This is a genomic window from Pseudomonas syringae group sp. J248-6 (assembly GCF_032586995.1).
Classification (GTDB): domain Bacteria; phylum Pseudomonadota; class Gammaproteobacteria; order Pseudomonadales; family Pseudomonadaceae; genus Aquipseudomonas; species Aquipseudomonas amygdali.
Genome location: NZ_JAWHOP010000011.1, coordinates 76,583 through 93,545, shown reverse-complemented (window position 1 = coordinate 93,545; position 16,963 = coordinate 76,583). Strand labels below are relative to the sequence as shown.

The following is a 16,963-nucleotide window of genomic DNA, read 5'->3' as shown; positions in this document are numbered from 1 at the left end:
ATGAACAAACTGGAAGTGCAGGACCTGCACAAGCGCTATGGCAGTCACGAAGTGATCAAGGGCGTGTCCCTGACCGCCAAAGCTGGCGATGTCATCAGCATCATCGGCTCCAGCGGCTCGGGCAAAAGCACCTTTCTGCGCTGCATCAACCTGCTCGAACAGCCCCATGCCGGCAAGATCCTGCTCAACAACGAAGAGTTGAAGCTGGTGCCGAACAAGGACGGCGGTCTGAAAGCTGCCGACGCCAGACAGTTGCAGCGCATGCGCTCACGTCTGTCGATGGTGTTCCAGCACTTCAACCTGTGGTCGCACATGACGGCGCTGCAGAACATCATCGAAGCGCCGGTTCATGTTCTGGGCGTGTCGAAAAAGGAAGCGCTGGAAAAAGCCGAGCACTATCTGGCCAAGGTCGGCGTGTCCCATCGTAAAGACGCTTATCCAGGGCACATGTCCGGTGGCGAGCAGCAGCGTGTGGCCATTGCCCGCGCGCTGGCGATGGAGCCTGAGGTGATGCTGTTCGACGAGCCCACGTCGGCGCTCGACCCGGAACTGGTCGGTGATGTGCTCAAGGTCATGCAGGGTCTGGCTCAGGAAGGCCGGACCATGGTGGTGGTGACTCACGAAATGGGCTTTGCCCGGGAAGTCTCCAACCAGCTGGTTTTCCTGCACCAGGGTGTGGTGCTGGAGCGTGGTGACCCGCGCGAGGTACTGGCCAACCCGCAGACCGAGCGTCTGCAGCAGTTCCTGTCAGGCAGCCTCAAGTGACGATAGGCATCGCATGGCGATGCCTTTTTACGGCAGAACAGGGCATGCTGCGCGACGCGCGACATGACCTGGATGTTCCAGATCGAGCCATCTTCTGAGGCTCGGCTTTTGCGGCAATACGTATCGGATGTCCCAATGACTGCCCATCGAATAGGTTTTCTCGTCTGGCCTGGCACCAAAGCCCTGACTCTGGCACTTGCCGAGGAAGCCTTGCGTGTCGCTCAGCGCGTTCATCCTGAAGTGGTCTACGAATTGTCGTTTCTACAGGCCGAGGCAGGGGAGCCGACAGCGGTTGCCGGCGCCTGGCAATTGCCGGGCGAGCCCTGGACCGGGCGACTGGACGGTTTTCAGAAGCTGTTTCTGCTCGCCGATGAGCCTCCGGCAGCCGTGGCCCCGGCGCTGGGCAGCGCGCTCAAGCAACTGGTGCGTGCCGGCTGTTCGATTGGCGGGCTGTCGGCGGGCGTTTATCCGCTCGCGCAACTGGGCCTGCTGGACGGCTATCGCGCTGCCGTGCACTGGCGCTGGCAGGACGACTTCGCCGAACGCTTCCCCAAAGTCATCGCCACCAGCCATTTGTTCGACTGGGACCGGGATCGTCTGACCGCCTGCGGTGGCATGTCGGTGCTCGACCTGCTGCTGGCGGTGCTGTCTCGCGATCACGGTGCGGAACTGGCCGGGGCGGTTTCCGAAGAGCTGGTGGTCGAACGCATTCGCGAAGGCGGCGAGCGTCAGCGCATTCCGTTGCAGAACCGTCTGGGCTCCAGCCATCCAAAGCTGACCCAGGCTGTACTGTTGATGGAAGCCAACATCGAAGAGCCGTTGACCACTGACGAAATCGCCCAGCACGTGTGTGTGTCGCGCCGTCAGCTGGAGCGAATCTTCAAGCAGTACCTCAACCGTGTACCCAGTCAGTATTACCTGGAGCTGCGCCTGAACAAGGCGCGTCAGATGTTGATGCAGACCAGCAAGTCGATCATTCAGATCGGTCTTTCGTGCGGTTTTTCCTCGGGGCCGCACTTCTCCAGCGCCTACCGCAACTTCTTCGGCGCCACGCCGCGTGAAGACCGCAACCAGCGACGCAGCAGCAGCCCGTTCGAACTTTCGCCGGTGCCTGCCGAGCGCGGTTGATTGTCTTGTCGCGATAGAAGTGCTGCCGCGACAGCTCTGGTCCAGACAGGCCGGCCTCAATCCGTTTAAACTGCGCCTTTGTGACGCAATATGTCGCATTGCCGAAAACCTTGAAAAAAGCCGGTTTTGCGCTGTAACAAGTTGTCGCCTGGCGGCAAGGCCGAACACAATTCAGTCCTTACAATCTTCCCATCGCTCGCCAGTTTCAGGCAGGCGTTCCTCATCAGGAGACTCCGATGTCCGTTGAGCATGCTGCGGTGCAACGCGCCGATTTCGACCAGGTAATGGTCCCCAATTACGCCCCGGCCGGGTTCATTCCCGTGCGCGGTGCGGGCTCCCGGGTCTGGGATCAGGCGGGACGCGAACTGGTGGATTTCTCGGGCGGGATCGCCGTCAACGTATTGGGCCACTGCCATCCGGCGCTGGTCGGTGCCTTGACCGAGCAGGCCAACAACCTCTGGCATGTGTCCAACGTTTTCACCAACGAGCCGACCCTGCGTCTGGCGAAAAAGCTGGTGGATGCGACGTTCGCCGAGCGCGTGTTCTTCTGTAACTCCGGTGCTGAAGCCAACGAAGCCGCTTTCAAGCTGGCGCGTCGTGTGGCGCATGATCAGTACGGCCCGGAAAAGTACGAAATCATCGCGGCCCTGAACAGTTTTCATGGCCGTACCCTGTTCACTGTCAGCGTGGGTGGGCAGCCGAAGTACTCCGATGGTTTCGGGCCGAAGATCACCGGCATCAGCCACGTGCCGTACAACGACCTTGAAGCGTTGAAAGCGGCTGTTACCGACAAGACCTGCGCCGTGGTGCTGGAGCCGATTCAGGGCGAAGGCGGCGTGTTGCCGGGCCAGCTGGAATACCTGCAAGGCGCGCGCAAACTGTGTGACGAGCACAACGCATTGCTGGTGTTCGATGAAGTGCAGAGCGGCATGGGCCGTAGCGGTCATCTGTTCGCCTACATGCATTACGGCGTGACCCCGGACATCCTTTCCAGCGCCAAAAGCATCGGTGGCGGTTTCCCTCTGGCGGCCATGCTGACCACTGAAAAACTCGCCAAACACTTTGCGGTCGGCGTTCACGGCACCACGTATGGCGGCAACCCGCTGGCCTGCGCGGTCGGTGAAGCGGTGATTGATGTCGTCAATACGCCTGAAGTGCTGGCTGGCGTGCAGCGCAAGCATCAGCAATTCAAGACCCGCCTGGAGAGCATCGGCCAGCAATATGGCGTGTTCACCGAAGTGCGCGGCCTGGGCCTGTTGATCGGCTGCGTGCTGTCCGACGCCTGGAAAGGCAAGGCCAAGGACATTTTCAACGCCGCTGAAGCCCAGGATCTGATGATTCTGCAGGCCGGTCCCGACGTGATCCGTTTCGCGCCGAGCCTGGTTATTGAAGACGCAGACATCGAAGAAGGCCTGAACCGCTTCGAACGTGCCATCGCCAAGCTGACGTCCTGATTCATCCGCTTTATCCCGGTGTCTGCCTGATCGGCAAACACCGGACATTTTCCTGTGCTGTGCGGCATGATGCCGTGTGGTGCTTTTACCAGTGCCGGTCGTAAATGCCGGTCGATCTACAAGGAGTGGCACCATGCTGGTGATGCGCCCTGCGCAAATGGCTGATCTGGCCGAGGTTCAACGCCTCGCTGCCGACAGCCCTATCGGTGTCACGTCCTTGCCCGACGATGCTGGCCGCCTGACCGACAAGATCGGCTCGTCGGAGGCATCATTCGCCGCCGAGGTCAGCTTCAACGGCGAAGAAACCTACTTCTTCGTGCTCGAAGACAGCGAAAGCGGCAAGCTGGTGGGCTGCTCGGGCATTGTTGCTTCGGCGGGCTACTCCGAGCCGTTTTACAGTTTTCGCAACGAAACCTTCGTGCATGCTTCCCGCGAACTGAAGATCCATAACAAGATCCATGTTCTATCCCAGTGTCACGACCTGACCGGTAACAGCCTGCTGACCAGTTTCTACGTGGTCCCGGAGCTGGTCGGCACGGCATGGTCGGAGCTCAATTCGCGCGGCCGTCTGCTGTTTGTCGCCAGTCACCCCGAGCGCTTTGCCGATTCAGTGGTCACCGAGATCGTCGGTTACAGCGACGAACAGGGAGATTCGCCGTTCTGGGATGCCATCGGGCGCAACTTCTTCGATCTCAACTACGCCGCTGCCGAGCGCCTGTGCGGGCTGAAAAGCCGGACCTTCCTCGCCGAGCTGATGCCGCATTACCCGATCTACGTGCCATTGCTGCCTGACGCTGCGCAGGAGGCCATGGGCCAGGTGCATCCGCGTGCGCAGATCACCTTCGACATCCTGATGCGCGAAGGCTTTGAAACCGACCATTACATCGACATCTTCGACGGTGGCCCGACCCTGCATGCCAAGGTATCCGGAATCCGGTCCATCGCGCAGAGCCGTCTGGTGCCGGTCAAGGTCGAAACCGCGCAAAGCAGCGATGTCGGCACAGGCGGGCGTCTTTATCTGGTTGCCAACGGCCTGTTGCAGGATTACCGCGCGGTGCTCCTGGAACTGGACTGGGCACCTGGCAGACCGGTGGTGCTGAGCCTGCAGGCCGCCGACGCACTGGGCGTTGGTGAAGGTGCCAGTGTGCGGATCGTCGCGGTCTGAGCCAGACGTTCGATAGCCGATTAGCGAGTTTCAAGGCTCTCGATGAGCCGCTGAGGAGATAACATGATCGTTCGTCCTGTACGCAGCAGTGACCTGCCTGCGCTGATCGAGCTGGCGCGCAGCACCGGTGCCGGTCTGACGACACTGCCCGCCAATGAGCAGCGTCTGGCGCACCGGGTAGGCTGGGCTGAAAAGACCTTTCGCGGAGAAGCCGAGCGCGGCGATGCCGACTATCTGTTCGTGCTTGAAGATGACGATGGTCGGGTGGTCGGCATTTCTGCCATCGCCGGGGCGGTCGGCCTGCGCGAGCCCTGGTACAACTATCGGGTCGGCCTCACGGTCAGTGCGTCGCAGGAACTGAACATCTACCGGGAAATCCCGACCCTGTTCCTGGCCAACGACCTGACCGGCAATTCCGAGCTGTGCTCGCTGTTCCTGCACAGCGATTCACGCAATGGCCTCAATGGCCGCCTGCTGTCCAAGGCGCGCATGCTGTTCATCGCCGAATTTCCGAAGCTGTTCGGTAACAAGATCATTGCCGAGATGCGTGGCATGTCCGACGAGAATGGCCGGTCGCCGTTCTGGGAAAGTCTGGGTCGGCATTTCTTCAAGATGGAATTCAGTCAGGCCGATTACCTGACCGGCGTTGGCAACAAGGCATTCATTGCCGAGCTGATGCCCAAATTTCCGCTTTATAGCTGCTTTCTTTCCGAAGACGCACGCAATGTGATCGGCCGCGTGCATGCCGACACCGAGCCTGCGCTGACCATGCTCAAGGGCGAAGGGTTCTCGTATCAGGGTTACGTCGACATCTTCGATGCTGGGCCTGCCATCGAGTGCGAGACCGGCAAGATTCGCGCAATCAAGGACAGCCAGGCGCTGGTACTGGCCATCGGTACGCCAGGTGACGATGCGCCGCAGTTTCTGATTTACAACCGCAAGCGTGAAGACTGCCGCATTACGGTAGGCGCTGCGCGTTTCGCCGCTGGCACGCTGGTGGTTGCGCCACAAACCGCCAAGCGGCTGCGCATGAGTGCAGGCGACAACGTGCGCGCCGTGCCTTTGTCAGCGGCGCGGGAGGGCGTTTGATGAGTACCCTCTACATTGCAGGTGCATGGCAGGCCGGGCAGGGCGAGCTGTTCCATTCTTTGAACCCGGTGAGCCAGCAAACTTTGTGGTCCGGGCAAAGCGCTACGGCAGAACAAGTCGATTACGCTGTGCAGGCTGCGCGTCAGGCATTTCCCGGCTGGGCGCTGCTGTCTCTGGATCAGCGTATCGCGGTGCTGGAAGCCTTCTCTGCACGTCTCAAGCATCACGCCGACGCGCTGGCGCACTGCATCGGTGAAGAAACCGGCAAGCCTTTGTGGGAGTCGGCGACCGAAGTAACCAGCATGGTCAACAAGATTGCCATCTCGGTGCAGAGCTATCGCGAACGAACCGGCGAAAAGAGCGGGCCGCTGGGCGATGCCACAGCAGTATTGCGCCATAAGCCACATGGCGTGGTCGCGGTGTTCGGGCCGTACAACTTTCCTGGTCATCTGCCTAACGGGCACATCGTTCCGGCCTTGCTGGCGGGCAATACGGTAGTGTTCAAGCCCAGCGAACTGACGCCGAAAGTCGCCGAACTGACCGTCAAGTGCTGGATCGAAGCCGGGTTGCCTGCCGGTGTTCTCAACCTGCTGCAAGGCGGTCGCGAAACCGGTATTGCACTGGCTGCCAACCCAGGCATCGACGGGCTGTTCTTTACCGGGTCAAGCCGCACCGGTGACGCGCTGCACCAGCAGTTCGCCGGGCGCCCCGAGAAGATTCTCGCGCTGGAAATGGGCGGTAACAATCCACTGATCGTTGATCAGGTTCAGGACATCGACGCAGCGGTTTACACCATCATTCAGTCGGCATTCATTTCCGCAGGCCAGCGCTGCACCTGCGCGCGTCGCCTGTTGGTGCCCGAGGGCGACTGGGGCGATGCCTTGCTGGCGCGATTGGTTGCCGTCAGCGCGACTATCGAGGTGGGGGCGTTCGATCAGCAGCCGTCTCCGTTCATGGGCTCGGTCATTTCGCTGGAGGCCGCGCGCTCCTTGCTCGACGCGCAGCGCAACCTGCTCGCCAACGGCGCAGTTACCTTGCTGGAAATGCGTCAGCCGCAGCCCGGCGCGGCGCTGCTGACGCCGGGCATTGTGGATGTCAGCGCGGTCGCCGAGCGGCCTGACGAAGAGCTGTTCGGCCCGCTGTTGCAGGTCATCCGCTACGCCGGTTTCGACGCCGCCATCGCCGAAGCCAACGCCACTCGCTATGGCCTGGCGGCAGGTTTGCTCTCGGACTCCGAAGCACGCTATCAGCAGTTCTGGCTGCACAGCCGCGCCGGGATCGTCAACTGGAACAAACAGCTGACCGGCGCCGCCAGCAGCGCACCGTTCGGCGGAGTCGGAGCCTCGGGAAACCACCGCGCCAGCGCCTATTACGCAGCCGACTATTGCGCCTATCCGGTGGCTTCGCTGGAGACGGGCAGTCTGACCCTGCCGACGACACTGACCCCCGGCATCAGGCTGAGCTGACAGGGTGCGCACGATTGCTTATAAAAACAGATCCACGGAGCCTTGCCGATGAAGTCCTGTGAAGTGAATTTTGACGGTCTGGTAGGGCCAACCCACAACTACGGTGGGTTGTCCTACGGTAATGTCGCCTCCCAGAGTAACAGCCAGCAATGCGCAAACCCGCGTGAAGCGGCGCTGCAAGGCCTGGCGAAAATGAAGGCGCTGATGGACCTGGGTTTTACCCAGGGCGTGCTGGCACCGCAGGAACGCCCTGATGTGGCCGGTTTGCGGCAGCTAGGTTTCACCGGCAGCGATGAACAGGTGATTGAAAAAGCCGCCCGTCAGGATATGCCATTGCTGGTTGCCAGTTGCTCGGCGTCGAGCATGTGGGTGGCCAATGCCGCGACGGTCAGCCCCAGTGCCGACACGGTAGATGGGCGCGTGCATTTCACGGCGGCCAACCTCAACTGCAAATACCATCGCAGCATCGAGCACCCGACCACCAGCCGCGTGCTGGGGGCGATGTTTGCCGATGCAAAGCATTTTGCCCATCACCCTGCGTTGCCGCCAGTCGCGCAGTTCGGCGACGAAGGCGCAGCCAACCACACCCGTTTCTGTCAGGACTACGGCCAGCCCGGTGTGGAGTTTTTCGTTTTTGGCCGCAGTGCGTTCGATACCCGCTACCCGGCACCGCAAAAGTATCCGGCCCGCCAGACCCTGGAAGCGTCACGAGCTGTTGCGCGTTTGCATGGCTTGAGCGAGGGCGGCGTGGTTTATGCTCAGCAGAACCCGGCGGTCATTGATCAGGGTGTGTTTCATAACGATGTGATCGCGGTCGGCAACGGTGAGGTGCTGTTCTATCACGAGGATGCATTCCTCAACACCGAGCCGATGCTCAATGAGCTGCGCGCCAAACTCGGCCGTGTCGGTGGGCAGTTGCGGGCGATTTGTGTGCCGCGTGCCGAAGTCTCGGTGCAGGATGCGGTGCGCTCTTACCTGTTCAATAGCCAGTTGTTGTCACGCCCGGACGGCTCGATGCTGCTGATCGTGCCGCAGGAGTGTCAGGCCAATGCGAGCGTCTGGGCTTATCTGCAGCGATTGATTGCCGATGACGGCCCGGTTGCCCAGGTCAAAGTGTTCGACCTCAAGCAAAGCATGCAGAACGGCGGCGGCCCTGCCTGCCTGCGACTGCGTGTGGCGCTCAAGGAAACCGAGCTGGCAGCGGTGAACCCAGGCGTGATCATGACTGCGCCCCTGTATGACACGCTGACGCAATGGGTCGACAGGCACTACCGTGATCGCATGAGTGAAAACGATCTGGCCGATCCCCGATTGCTGACCGAATGCCGTACGGCATTGGATGAACTGACGCAAATCCTTAAACTGGGTGCCGTCTATCCGTTTCAACTGAATTGAAACACCCTGCGCGCCGGGCAAATGTCTGGCGCATGATTTCTTTATCTAGAGCATTCCGACTATGAGCGACGCCCTGCAACTGATCCTTGAAGACACCGATGGCACCCAGCTGGAAACTTCTTGCACCCGCGTAGCCATTATCTGGCAGGGCAAGGAACTGTGGATTCAGCAGGATGGCCGTGGCCAATTGCTGATCGGCGTTGACGTCGAAGAAGACGATGCAGAGTACGCCAACCTGCTGCTGCGCCCGCTGGCAACCAACCTGGTCAGCCTGCAACTGGAAATGGAACCGGCCGACGCAGGTGCCGACGAAGACGGTCACGTTCACGGCCCTGACTGCAACCACTAAGGAAGTTGCCCTATGCTCGCCCTCGGCAAACTGCTTGAACTGACCCTGGCTGGACGTGAGCCAGCGGAAAAGACTCAACTGACCGTCGAAGGCGTGCGGATGCGATGGATGGGCGAGGGGGCTCTGGAGGTTCGCCCGCCGGAGGTTCGTGACAATGGCACGGACCTGCTGCTCTCCGCCGGTATTCATGGCAACGAGACAGCACCCATCGAGCTGCTGGATGAACTGATCCGCAGCATCGCGCGCGGCGACCTTAAACCGCGCGCACGTATCCTGTTTCTGTTCGGCAATCCCGACGCCATGCGGCGCGGTACCCGGTTTGTCGAGCAGGACGTCAATCGGCTGTTCAACGGTCGTCACGAGCAAAGTGGCGGTGCAGAAGCCCTGCGTGCCTGCGAGCTGGAGCATCTGGCCGCCAGCTTTTTCAGTCTGCCGGATCGCTACCGCCTGCATTACGACCTGCACACTGCCATTCGCGGTTCGAAGATCGAGCAGTTCGCGCTGTACCCGTGGAAAGAAGGCCGTCAGCACTCGCGTCTCGAACTGGCCCGGCTGCGTGCTGCGGGGATGAGTGCGGTGTTGTTGCAGAACAAGCCGTCCATTGTGTTCAGCGCCTATACCTACGATCAACTGGGTGCCGAGGCCTTCACTCTGGAACTGGGCAAGGCCCGGCCGTTCGGCCAGAACCAGCAGGTCAACCTCGCGCCACTGCGTTTGTGTCTGGAGCAGATCATCGAAGGCCGCGAGCCCGAGCTGGATGAAAATCTTGAGGGGTTGCAACTGTTCAGCGTGGCACGCGAAGTCATCAAGCGTACCGATGCATTCACGTTCAACCTTGCCGATGCTGTAGAAAACTTCTCACCGCTGGAAAAGGGCTACGTGCTGGCCGAAGACGCGGGCGGTTCACGCTGGGTGGTAGAGGAGGAGGGCGCGAGGATCATCTTCCCCAACCCGAAAGTCAAAAACGGCCTGCGGGCGGGGATTCTGATTGTGCCGACTGATGCGGGTAGCCTTGGCTGATCGCCTGGCACCCTCAAGATCGGACGCAGAGCGTCCAGAACGGCATTCCCACGCTGGAGCGTGAGGAACGATAGGTGTCCGGGAGAACACCTATCGTGCCAATGCTCCGCGTTGGCATGCAGTTCGTGACGCTCTGCGTCACACCTACGCGTTTCAGCAGGCCGCTTTCTGCTGTGCGTCCAGACGGCGCAGGCTGCGTACCTTGTTCAAGGTGTCAGCGCAGGTCTTCGCCGCTTCTTCGCCTTTGTGCGAGAAGTGATCGAAGAAGAACTTCTGGTGTTCTTCGCCCGCATGGAAGTGGTGCGGTGTCAGGACCACGGAAAACACCGGTACTTCGGTTTCCAGCTGGACCTGCATCAGCGCACTGACCACTGACTGTGCAACGAATTCGTGGCGATAGATGCCGCCGTCCACTACCAGTGCAGCGCCGACGATGCCAGCGTAGCGGCCGGTATTGGCCAGCAGTTTTGCATGCAGCGGAATTTCGAAGGCACCGCCCACTTCAAAGATGTCGATGTCACTTTCCGCATAGCCATGATTGGCCATCTCGGCGATAAAACCTTTACGGCTTTGATCGACAATATCCTTGTGCCAGCAGGCCTGGATAAAGGCGACGCGTTCGTTCGGGTGGCTTTTGCTTTTGCTGTCGATTGCAGTAGGTTGCACGTGTTCTGACTCCTGTTTATAGAAAAAACAGGGCGTTTGGATCGAAAGGGATTCAAGTCGCGTAGGAAAGCCTCCTGAACGATGTCGTTCATGATGAGGTTTTGCAGACGTTCTTGCAGACACCAATCCCGCTCTCTCTTCATCCGGACTATGACCGTCGGCCCCGGAATCACACCGGGTCTGCTGACCTTGCCGATCGCCAGCCAAAGCTGCGACCCCCAAGCGCTCGCGGGCTAGACGCATTGCGCGCCATTACCGCCGGTGGGGAATTGCACCCCGCCCTGAGAACGTTGCCGGCACTTTACGTGGCCGGCGCGGGATTTTTATCACAGTTCGCTGGATCATGCATGGACACTTTCGTACGGTGCACCTACCTTTTTCTTATAAGGGCACGGAGTATCGAGAGCGGCGGTGCTTGATTATCATGTACCGCGGCCTCAGTAATGCCTTGTTGCAAGCCAAAGGTTGCATGCATTATCGATCTTCAACTTCAGGGAGCTTTTTCGTGACTGTCATCGATCTGCGCAGCGACACAGTGACTCTGCCTACGGCCGGCATGCTCGATGCCATGGCGCATGCGCCCGTCGGCGATGACGTCTACGGTGAGGACCCAACCGTCAACCTGCTCGAAGCGACGCTCGCCGAGCGCCTCGGGTTTGATGCCGCGCTGTTTGTCCCGTCAGGCACCATGAGTAATCTGCTGGCACTGATGGCGCACTGTGAGCGTGGCGATGAATACATCGTTGGCCAGCAGGCACACACGTATAAGTACGAAGGCGGCGGTGCAGCGGTGCTGGGTTCCATCCAGCCGCAGCCACTGGACGTGCAGGCCGATGGCTCGCTGGACCTGAAGCAGGTGCTCGACGCCATCAAGCCCGATGACTTTCACTTTGCCCGCACACGCCTGCTGGCCCTGGAAAACACCATGCAGGGCAAGGTGCTACCGTTGGAATACCTGGCTGCCGCACGCACACTGACGCTGGAAAAAGGCCTCGCCCTTCATCTGGACGGCGCACGGCTGTACAACGCATCGGTCAGGCTGGGCGTCGATGTCCGCGAGATTACCCGGCACTTCGATTCAGTATCGGTGTGCCTTTCCAAGGGCCTGGGCGCACCGATCGGCTCGGTGCTGTGCGGATCGCAGCCGTTGATCGCCAGAGCGCGTCGCCTGCGCAAAATGCTCGGTGGCGGCATGCGTCAGGCCGGAGGGCTGGCTGCCGCAGGGCTCTACGCGCTGGATCATCAGGTCGAGCGGCTGGCGGATGACCATGCCAATGCCGCGTTTCTGGCCGAAGGCCTGAGCGGGCTCGGCTACGCTGTCGAGCCGGTGCAGACCAACATGGTCTACGTGCAGATTGGTGAGCGCGCTGCAGCACTCAAGGCGTTCTGCGCCGAGCGTGGCATCGTGCTCACAGCCGCAGCGCGGCTGCGCATGGTGACTCATCTGAATGTGTCGCGTGCGCAGGTTGAACAGGTCATCGCTGCATTTGCAGCCTTTGAACACTCATGAGATCACGATAATCCAGTTACTTGTTTCTATCGCACAAACACACTGTACCGAGGGCGCAACGCCTATATAATGCGGCCCTTTGCCGTTGCTACGTCATTTGACGTTTTGCACTTGCCTCTGGCCGCAGTCTCCGTGGAAGAACCTATGAAAAGCGCAGAAATCCGTGAAGCCTTCCTTGGCTTCTTCGAAGAGCAAGGCCACACCCGTGTTGCTTCAAGCTCCTTGATTCCGGGCAATGACCCAACCCTGCTGTTCACCAACGCAGGCATGAACCAGTTCAAGGATTGCTTCCTGGGCCAGGAAAAACGCGCCTACACCCGCGCCGTTACCAGTCAGAAATGCGTGCGTGCCGGTGGCAAGCACAACGACCTGGAAAACGTCGGCTATACCGCTCGTCACCACACTTTTTTCGAAATGCTGGGCAACTTCAGCTTCGGTGACTATTTCAAGCGTGATGCCATTACCTACGCCTGGACCTTCCTGACCTCCGAGAAATGGCTGAACCTGCCCAAGGAAAAGCTTTGGGTCACGGTCTACGCGACCGACGACGAAGCCTACGACATCTGGACCAAAGAGATCGGCGTGCCTGCCGAGCGCATGGTTCGTATCGGCGACAACAAAGGCGCGCCTTACGCCTCCGATAACTTCTGGACGATGGGCGATACCGGCCCGTGCGGTCCTTGCAGCGAGATTTTCTTCGATCACGGCCCGGAAATCTGGGGCGGCCCGCCAGGCTCGCCGGAAGAAGACGGCGACCGTTACATCGAAATCTGGAACAACGTATTCATGCAGTTCAACCGTACGGCTGATGGCGTGTTGCACCCACTGCCGGCGCCGTCGGTCGATACCGGCATGGGCCTGGAGCGTGTCAGTGCGGTTCTGCAACACGTACATTCCAACTACGAAATCGACCTGTTCCAGAGCCTGCTGGCTGCGTCGGCCAAGGCCATTGGTTGCAGCAATGACAACCAGGCTTCGCTGAAGGTCGTGGCGGACCACATCCGTTCTTGCGGTTTCCTGATCGCAGACGGCGTGCTGCCTTCCAACGAAGGTCGTGGCTATGTGCTGCGCCGCATCATTCGTCGCGCCTGCCGTCACGGCAACAAGCTGGGTGCCAAGGGCAGCTTCTTCTACCAGATCGTTGCTGCGCTGGTGGCCGAAATGGGCTCTGCGTTCCCTGAGCTGGTGCAACAGCAGTCGCATATCGAGCGCGTGCTGAAAGGTGAAGAAGAACAGTTCGCCAAGACCCTTGAGCAGGGTCTGAAAATTCTTGAACAGGATCTGGCTGACCTCAAAGGCACCGTGGTGCCGGGTGAAGTCGTGTTCAAGCTGTACGACACCTACGGTTTCCCGATGGACCTGACGGGTGACATCGCCCGCGAGCGCAATCTGACCCTGGACGAAGCCGGCTTCGAGCGTGAAATGGACGCCCAGCGCGTGCGCGCCCGTTCGGCCAGCTCGTTTGGCATGGACTACAACAGCCTGGTCAAGGTCGACGTCGCCACGCAGTTCACCGGTTACTCTGCAACGACTGGCAGCGCCAGCGTTGTGGCGCTGTATAAAGAAGGTCAGTCGGTCACTCACCTGAATGAAGGCGAAGAGGGCGTGGTGATTCTCGACACCACCCCGTTCTATGCCGAATCAGGCGGTCAGATCGGCGACAGTGGTTTCCTGCATGCCGGTGATGTGCGTTTTGATGTCAGTGACACCACCAAGACTGGCGGTGCGTTCCTGCACCACGGTGTTGTGGCCTCCGGCAGCCTGAGCGTTGGCGCCCAGGTTGAAACACAGGTGGCCGATGAAGTTCGCGATGCAACCAAATTGAACCATTCGGCCACTCACTTGCTGCACGCCGCATTGCGTCAGGTGCTGGGTGAGCATGTTCAGCAGAAAGGCTCGCTGGTCGACAGTCAGCGCCTGCGCTTTGACTTCAGCCATTTCGAGGCGATCAAGCCCGAGCAACTGCGTGCGCTGGAAGATATAGTCAACGCCGAGATTCGCAAGAACACCGAGGTAATGACCGAAGAAACCGATATCGACACGGCGAAGAAGAAGGGCGCCATGGCGCTGTTCGGCGAAAAGTACGGCGACAGTGTTCGCGTACTGAGCATGGGCGGCGAGTTTTCCGTCGAGCTGTGTGGTGGCATTCACGCCAGCCGCACCGGTGACATCGCGCTGTTCAAGATCGTCAGTGAAGGCGGTGTCGCTGCAGGTGTGCGGCGCATCGAGGCGGTTACCGGTGCTGCTGCGCTGGGCTGGCTCAATGCGGCCGAAGATCAACTCAAGGAAGCCGCGACGCTGGTCAAAGGCAATCGCGACAACCTGCTGGACAAGCTGACGGCTGTGCTTGAGCGCAACCGTCTGCTGGAAAAACAACTGGAACAACTGCAAGCCAAGGCAGCCAGTGCCGCCGGCGACGACCTGTCGTCTGCCGCGCTGGATGTCAAAGGGGTCAAGGTTCTGGCTACGCGCCTGAATGGCCAGGACGGCAAGGCGCTGTTGGCGCTTGTCGACCAGTTGAAGAACAAGCTCGGCCGCGCAGTGATCCTGCTCGGCAGTGTTCATGAGGACAAGGTTGTCTTGGTCGCAGGCGTGACCAAGGACCTGACTGGCCAACTCAAAGCCGGTGATTTGATGAAGCAGGCGGCTGCCGCTGTCGGTGGTAAAGGCGGTGGACGTCCTGATATGGCTCAAGGCGGTGGTGTCGATGCAGGTGCGCTGGATTCAGCGCTGGCACTGGCCGTTCCTTTTGTAGAGCAGGGTATCTGAGTCGAGTCTGCAGGCCTGTCGATTGCCGGCAGGCCTTGCAAGGATTTGAATGGGTTAATAGGTGCTCTTAACGGGTTCTGAGGCGGCTTTGAGATGGCTTTAATCGTACAGAAATTTGGCGGCACCTCGGTGGGCTCTGTAGAGCGCATCGAGCAGGTGGCCGACAAGGTCAAGAAATTCCGTGAGGCTGGAGACGACCTGGTGGTCGTGCTGTCAGCCATGAGCGGCGAAACCAACCGTTTGATCGAGCTGGCCAGGCAGATCAGTGATCAGCCGGTTCCCCGTGAACTGGACGTGATCGTCTCCACGGGCGAGCAGGTCACCATCGCGCTGCTGGCGATGGCGCTGATGAAGCGTGGTGTGCCTGCGGTGTCCTACACCGGCAATCAGGTCCGTATCCTCACCGACAGCGCGCACAACAAGGCGCGCATCCTGCAGATCGACGACCAGAAGATCCGCTCCGACCTGAAAGCCGGTCGTGTAGTGGTGGTCGCCGGTTTCCAGGGCGTCGATGAGCACGGCAACATCACCACCCTCGGCCGTGGTGGCTCGGACACGACCGGTGTTGCGCTTGCCGCAGCGCTGAAAGCTGACGAGTGCCAGATCTACACTGACGTCGATGGTGTGTACACCACCGACCCGCGTGTCGTGTCGCAGGCTCAGCGCCTCGACAAGATTACCTTCGAAGAGATGCTGGAAATGGCCAGCCTCGGGTCCAAGGTGCTACAGATCCGTGCGGTCGAGTTCGCCGGCAAATACAACGTCCCGCTGCGCGTTTTGCACAGCTTCAAAGAGGGGCCGGGCACCCTCATTACAATCGATGAAGAGGAATCCATGGAACAGCCGATCATTTCCGGCATCGCCTTCAACCGCGATGAAGCCAAGCTGACCATCCGTGGTGTGCCAGACACTCCCGGCGTAGCGTTCAAGATTCTTGGCCCGATCAGCGCGGCCAATATCGAAGTCGACATGATCGTGCAGAATGTTTCGCACGATAACACCACCGATTTCACCTTCACGATCCATCGCAACGACTATCAGGCGGCCTTGCAGGTGCTTGAGTCCACCGCACGTGAGATCAGCGCTCGTGAAGTGTCTGGCGATACCAAGATCGCCAAGGTGTCCATTGTCGGTGTCGGCATGCGCTCGCACGCAGGCGTTGCCAGCCGTATGTTTGAAGCATTGGCCAAGGAGAGTATCAATATACAGATGATCTCCACGTCGGAAATCAAGGTTTCCGTGGTCATCGAAGAGAAGTATCTGGAGTTGGCTGTGCGCGCGTTGCACACGGCTTTTGAGCTGGATGCTCCGCGGCAGGGTGAGTGATCCTGTCGTCGAAGGGCGCGGTCTGACCGCGTCTTTCGGGTGCTGCGCAGAAAGGCTGTGGTTTTCTTTGCGTTAGTCGATACACAGGTAAGGGTTGTGGCCTTGTGCTACAGGTCGATGCCTACTGGTTTGCAGACTGTTGTCCCTGAATAAAGGCGTAAGGAGAAAAGTATGCTGATTCTGACTCGTCGGTGCGCGGAAAGCCTGATCATTGGTGACGGTGAGATTACCGTGACCGTGCTCGGAGTGAAGGGTAATCAGGTGCGTATTGGTGTCAATGCGCCCAAGGAAGTCGCTGTCCACCGTGAAGAGATTTACCTTCGCATCAAGAAAGAGAAGGACGAAGAACCAAGCCATTAATTTTTATTGAATTTTTGGTTTGCAAACGGGGAAAAGGGTGGTTATTATACGCCCCGTGTTGCGGAGAGCTGGCCGAGTGGCCGAAGGCGCTCCCCTGCTAAGGGAGTACACCTCAAAAGGGTGTCGGGGGTTCGAATCCCCCGTTCTCCGCCATTATTTATGTAGTGCGTAAGATTGGGCTTGATCGGTAAGTTGTTGAATTTACTAGAAAAAGTGCTTGACTAAACAATTTTACGACCTATAATGCGCGGCACCAACACATGCACTCGTAGCTCAGCTGGATAGAGTACTCGGCTACGAACCGAGCGGTCACAGGTTCGAATCCTGTCGAGTGCACCATTTAAAGTTGTTTGAAGTGTTGTAAGCAATTACAAGGTTTCTGATAACTGGCTTCAACCAGAGGTGATCTGGTCTAAAAACACCAATGCACTCGTAGCTCAGCTGGATAGAGTACTCGGCTACGAACCGAGCGGTCACAGGTTCGAATCCTGTCGAGTGCAC

General features: G+C 59.5%; 14 protein-coding genes, 3 tRNA genes and 1 riboswitch. Of the genes, 16 read left to right on the top strand and 1 reads right to left on the bottom strand.

What is annotated here, in order from left to right; genetic code table 11:
- The 9 genes from RYC17_RS15860 (at position 1) to astE (ending at position 9,831) form a co-directional block, all read left to right on the top strand.
- On the top strand, positions 1-765 hold the full coding sequence (locus RYC17_RS15860; RefSeq protein WP_002554439.1) for an ABC transporter ATP-binding protein: 765 nt from the start codon (positions 1-3) through the stop codon (positions 763-765).
- Positions 766-900: 135 nt separating this feature from the next.
- Entirely contained in the window at positions 901-1,893 is a 993-nt protein-coding gene (gene argR, locus RYC17_RS15855; protein ID WP_004665895.1) for a transcriptional regulator ArgR, read from the top strand.
- A 236-nt stretch (positions 1,894-2,129) separates the two neighbouring features.
- Positions 2,130-3,347, top strand: a complete 1,218-nt coding sequence (locus RYC17_RS15850) for an aspartate aminotransferase family protein (RefSeq protein ID WP_316903713.1) — start codon at positions 2,130-2,132, stop codon at positions 3,345-3,347.
- Between the two features lie 133 nt (positions 3,348-3,480).
- Complete coding sequence (gene aruF, locus RYC17_RS15845; protein WP_005746295.1) at positions 3,481-4,512, top strand: arginine/ornithine succinyltransferase subunit alpha; 1,032 nt, start codon at positions 3,481-3,483, stop codon at positions 4,510-4,512.
- A 63-nt stretch (positions 4,513-4,575) separates the two neighbouring features.
- Entirely contained in the window at positions 4,576-5,601 is a 1,026-nt protein-coding gene (gene astA, locus RYC17_RS15840; RefSeq protein WP_004659722.1) for an arginine N-succinyltransferase, read from the top strand.
- Complete coding sequence (gene astD / locus RYC17_RS15835; RefSeq protein WP_316903711.1) at positions 5,598-7,067, top strand: succinylglutamate-semialdehyde dehydrogenase; 1,470 nt, start codon at positions 5,598-5,600, stop codon at positions 7,065-7,067. Before astA ends, astD begins: the two co-directional genes overlap by 4 nt.
- Positions 7,068-7,115: 48 nt before the next feature.
- On the top strand, positions 7,116-8,462 hold the full coding sequence (gene astB, locus RYC17_RS15830; RefSeq protein ID WP_122258005.1) for an N-succinylarginine dihydrolase: 1,347 nt from the start codon (positions 7,116-7,118) through the stop codon (positions 8,460-8,462).
- Positions 8,463-8,523: 61 nt separating this feature from the next.
- Entirely contained in the window at positions 8,524-8,811 is a 288-nt protein-coding gene (locus RYC17_RS15825) for a hypothetical protein (protein ID WP_005731381.1), read from the top strand.
- 12 nt (positions 8,812-8,823) lie between these two features.
- Positions 8,824-9,831, top strand: a complete 1,008-nt coding sequence (gene astE / locus RYC17_RS15820; protein ID WP_316903709.1) for a succinylglutamate desuccinylase — start codon at positions 8,824-8,826, stop codon at positions 9,829-9,831.
- Positions 9,832-9,984: 153 nt separating this feature from the next.
- Here the strand turns inward: astE and RYC17_RS15815 are convergent, their stop codons facing one another.
- Positions 9,985-10,497 (bottom strand): 6,7-dimethyl-8-ribityllumazine synthase, encoded by a 513-nt coding sequence (locus tag RYC17_RS15815; protein ID WP_005746300.1) that lies wholly within the window; start codon positions 10,495-10,497, stop codon positions 9,985-9,987.
- Between the two features lie 126 nt (positions 10,498-10,623).
- A riboswitch (FMN riboswitch) is annotated at positions 10,624-10,790 on the bottom strand.
- Between the two features lie 212 nt (positions 10,791-11,002).
- Here RYC17_RS15815 and ltaE point away from each other — a divergent pair.
- The 7 genes from ltaE to RYC17_RS15780 all read left to right on the top strand — a co-directional run bounded on the left by ltaE (position 11,003) and on the right by RYC17_RS15780 (position 16,962).
- Positions 11,003-12,007, top strand: coding sequence for a low-specificity L-threonine aldolase (gene ltaE, locus RYC17_RS15810; protein WP_058399996.1), 1,005 nt, complete (start codon positions 11,003-11,005; stop codon positions 12,005-12,007).
- A 144-nt stretch (positions 12,008-12,151) separates the two neighbouring features.
- Entirely contained in the window at positions 12,152-14,776 is a 2,625-nt protein-coding gene (gene alaS / locus RYC17_RS15805) for an alanine--tRNA ligase (protein WP_316903706.1), read from the top strand.
- Positions 14,777-14,869: 93 nt separating this feature from the next.
- The gene (locus RYC17_RS15800) at positions 14,870-16,102 is read left to right on the top strand and encodes an aspartate kinase (protein WP_002554427.1); all 1,233 of its coding nucleotides are present in this window, start codon (positions 14,870-14,872) and stop codon (positions 16,100-16,102) included.
- Between the two features lie 171 nt (positions 16,103-16,273).
- Positions 16,274-16,462, top strand: a complete 189-nt coding sequence (gene csrA / locus RYC17_RS15795; RefSeq protein ID WP_002554426.1) for a carbon storage regulator CsrA — start codon at positions 16,274-16,276, stop codon at positions 16,460-16,462.
- Positions 16,463-16,524: 62 nt separating this feature from the next.
- Positions 16,525-16,615: transfer RNA gene (locus RYC17_RS15790), tRNA-Ser, on the top strand.
- 109 nt (positions 16,616-16,724) lie between these two features.
- A tRNA-Arg gene (locus tag RYC17_RS15785) sits at positions 16,725-16,801 on the top strand.
- An 87-nt stretch (positions 16,802-16,888) separates the two neighbouring features.
- A tRNA-Arg gene (locus tag RYC17_RS15780) sits at positions 16,889-16,962 on the top strand.
- Position 16,963: the final 1 nt, after the last annotated feature.

Excerpts from the sequence above, each read along its gene's own strand:
- RYC17_RS15860 (WP_002554439.1), top strand. The coding sequence starts at position 1 with ATGAACAAACTGGAAGTGCAGGACCTGCACAAGCGCTATGGCAGTCAC.
- argR (WP_004665895.1), top strand. The coding sequence starts at position 901 with ATGACTGCCCATCGAATAGGTTTTCTCGTCTGGCCTGGCACCAAAGCC.
- RYC17_RS15850 (WP_316903713.1), top strand. The coding sequence starts at position 2,130 with ATGTCCGTTGAGCATGCTGCGGTGCAACGCGCCGATTTCGACCAGGTA.
- aruF (WP_005746295.1), top strand. The coding sequence starts at position 3,481 with ATGCTGGTGATGCGCCCTGCGCAAATGGCTGATCTGGCCGAGGTTCAA.
- astA (WP_004659722.1), top strand. The coding sequence starts at position 4,576 with ATGATCGTTCGTCCTGTACGCAGCAGTGACCTGCCTGCGCTGATCGAG.
- astB (WP_122258005.1), top strand. The coding sequence starts at position 7,116 with ATGAAGTCCTGTGAAGTGAATTTTGACGGTCTGGTAGGGCCAACCCAC.
- RYC17_RS15825 (WP_005731381.1), top strand. The coding sequence starts at position 8,524 with ATGAGCGACGCCCTGCAACTGATCCTTGAAGACACCGATGGCACCCAG.
- astE (WP_316903709.1), top strand. The coding sequence starts at position 8,824 with ATGCTCGCCCTCGGCAAACTGCTTGAACTGACCCTGGCTGGACGTGAG.
- alaS (WP_316903706.1), top strand. The coding sequence starts at position 12,152 with ATGAAAAGCGCAGAAATCCGTGAAGCCTTCCTTGGCTTCTTCGAAGAG.
- RYC17_RS15800 (WP_002554427.1), top strand. The coding sequence starts at position 14,870 with ATGGCTTTAATCGTACAGAAATTTGGCGGCACCTCGGTGGGCTCTGTA.
- csrA (WP_002554426.1), top strand. The coding sequence starts at position 16,274 with ATGCTGATTCTGACTCGTCGGTGCGCGGAAAGCCTGATCATTGGTGAC.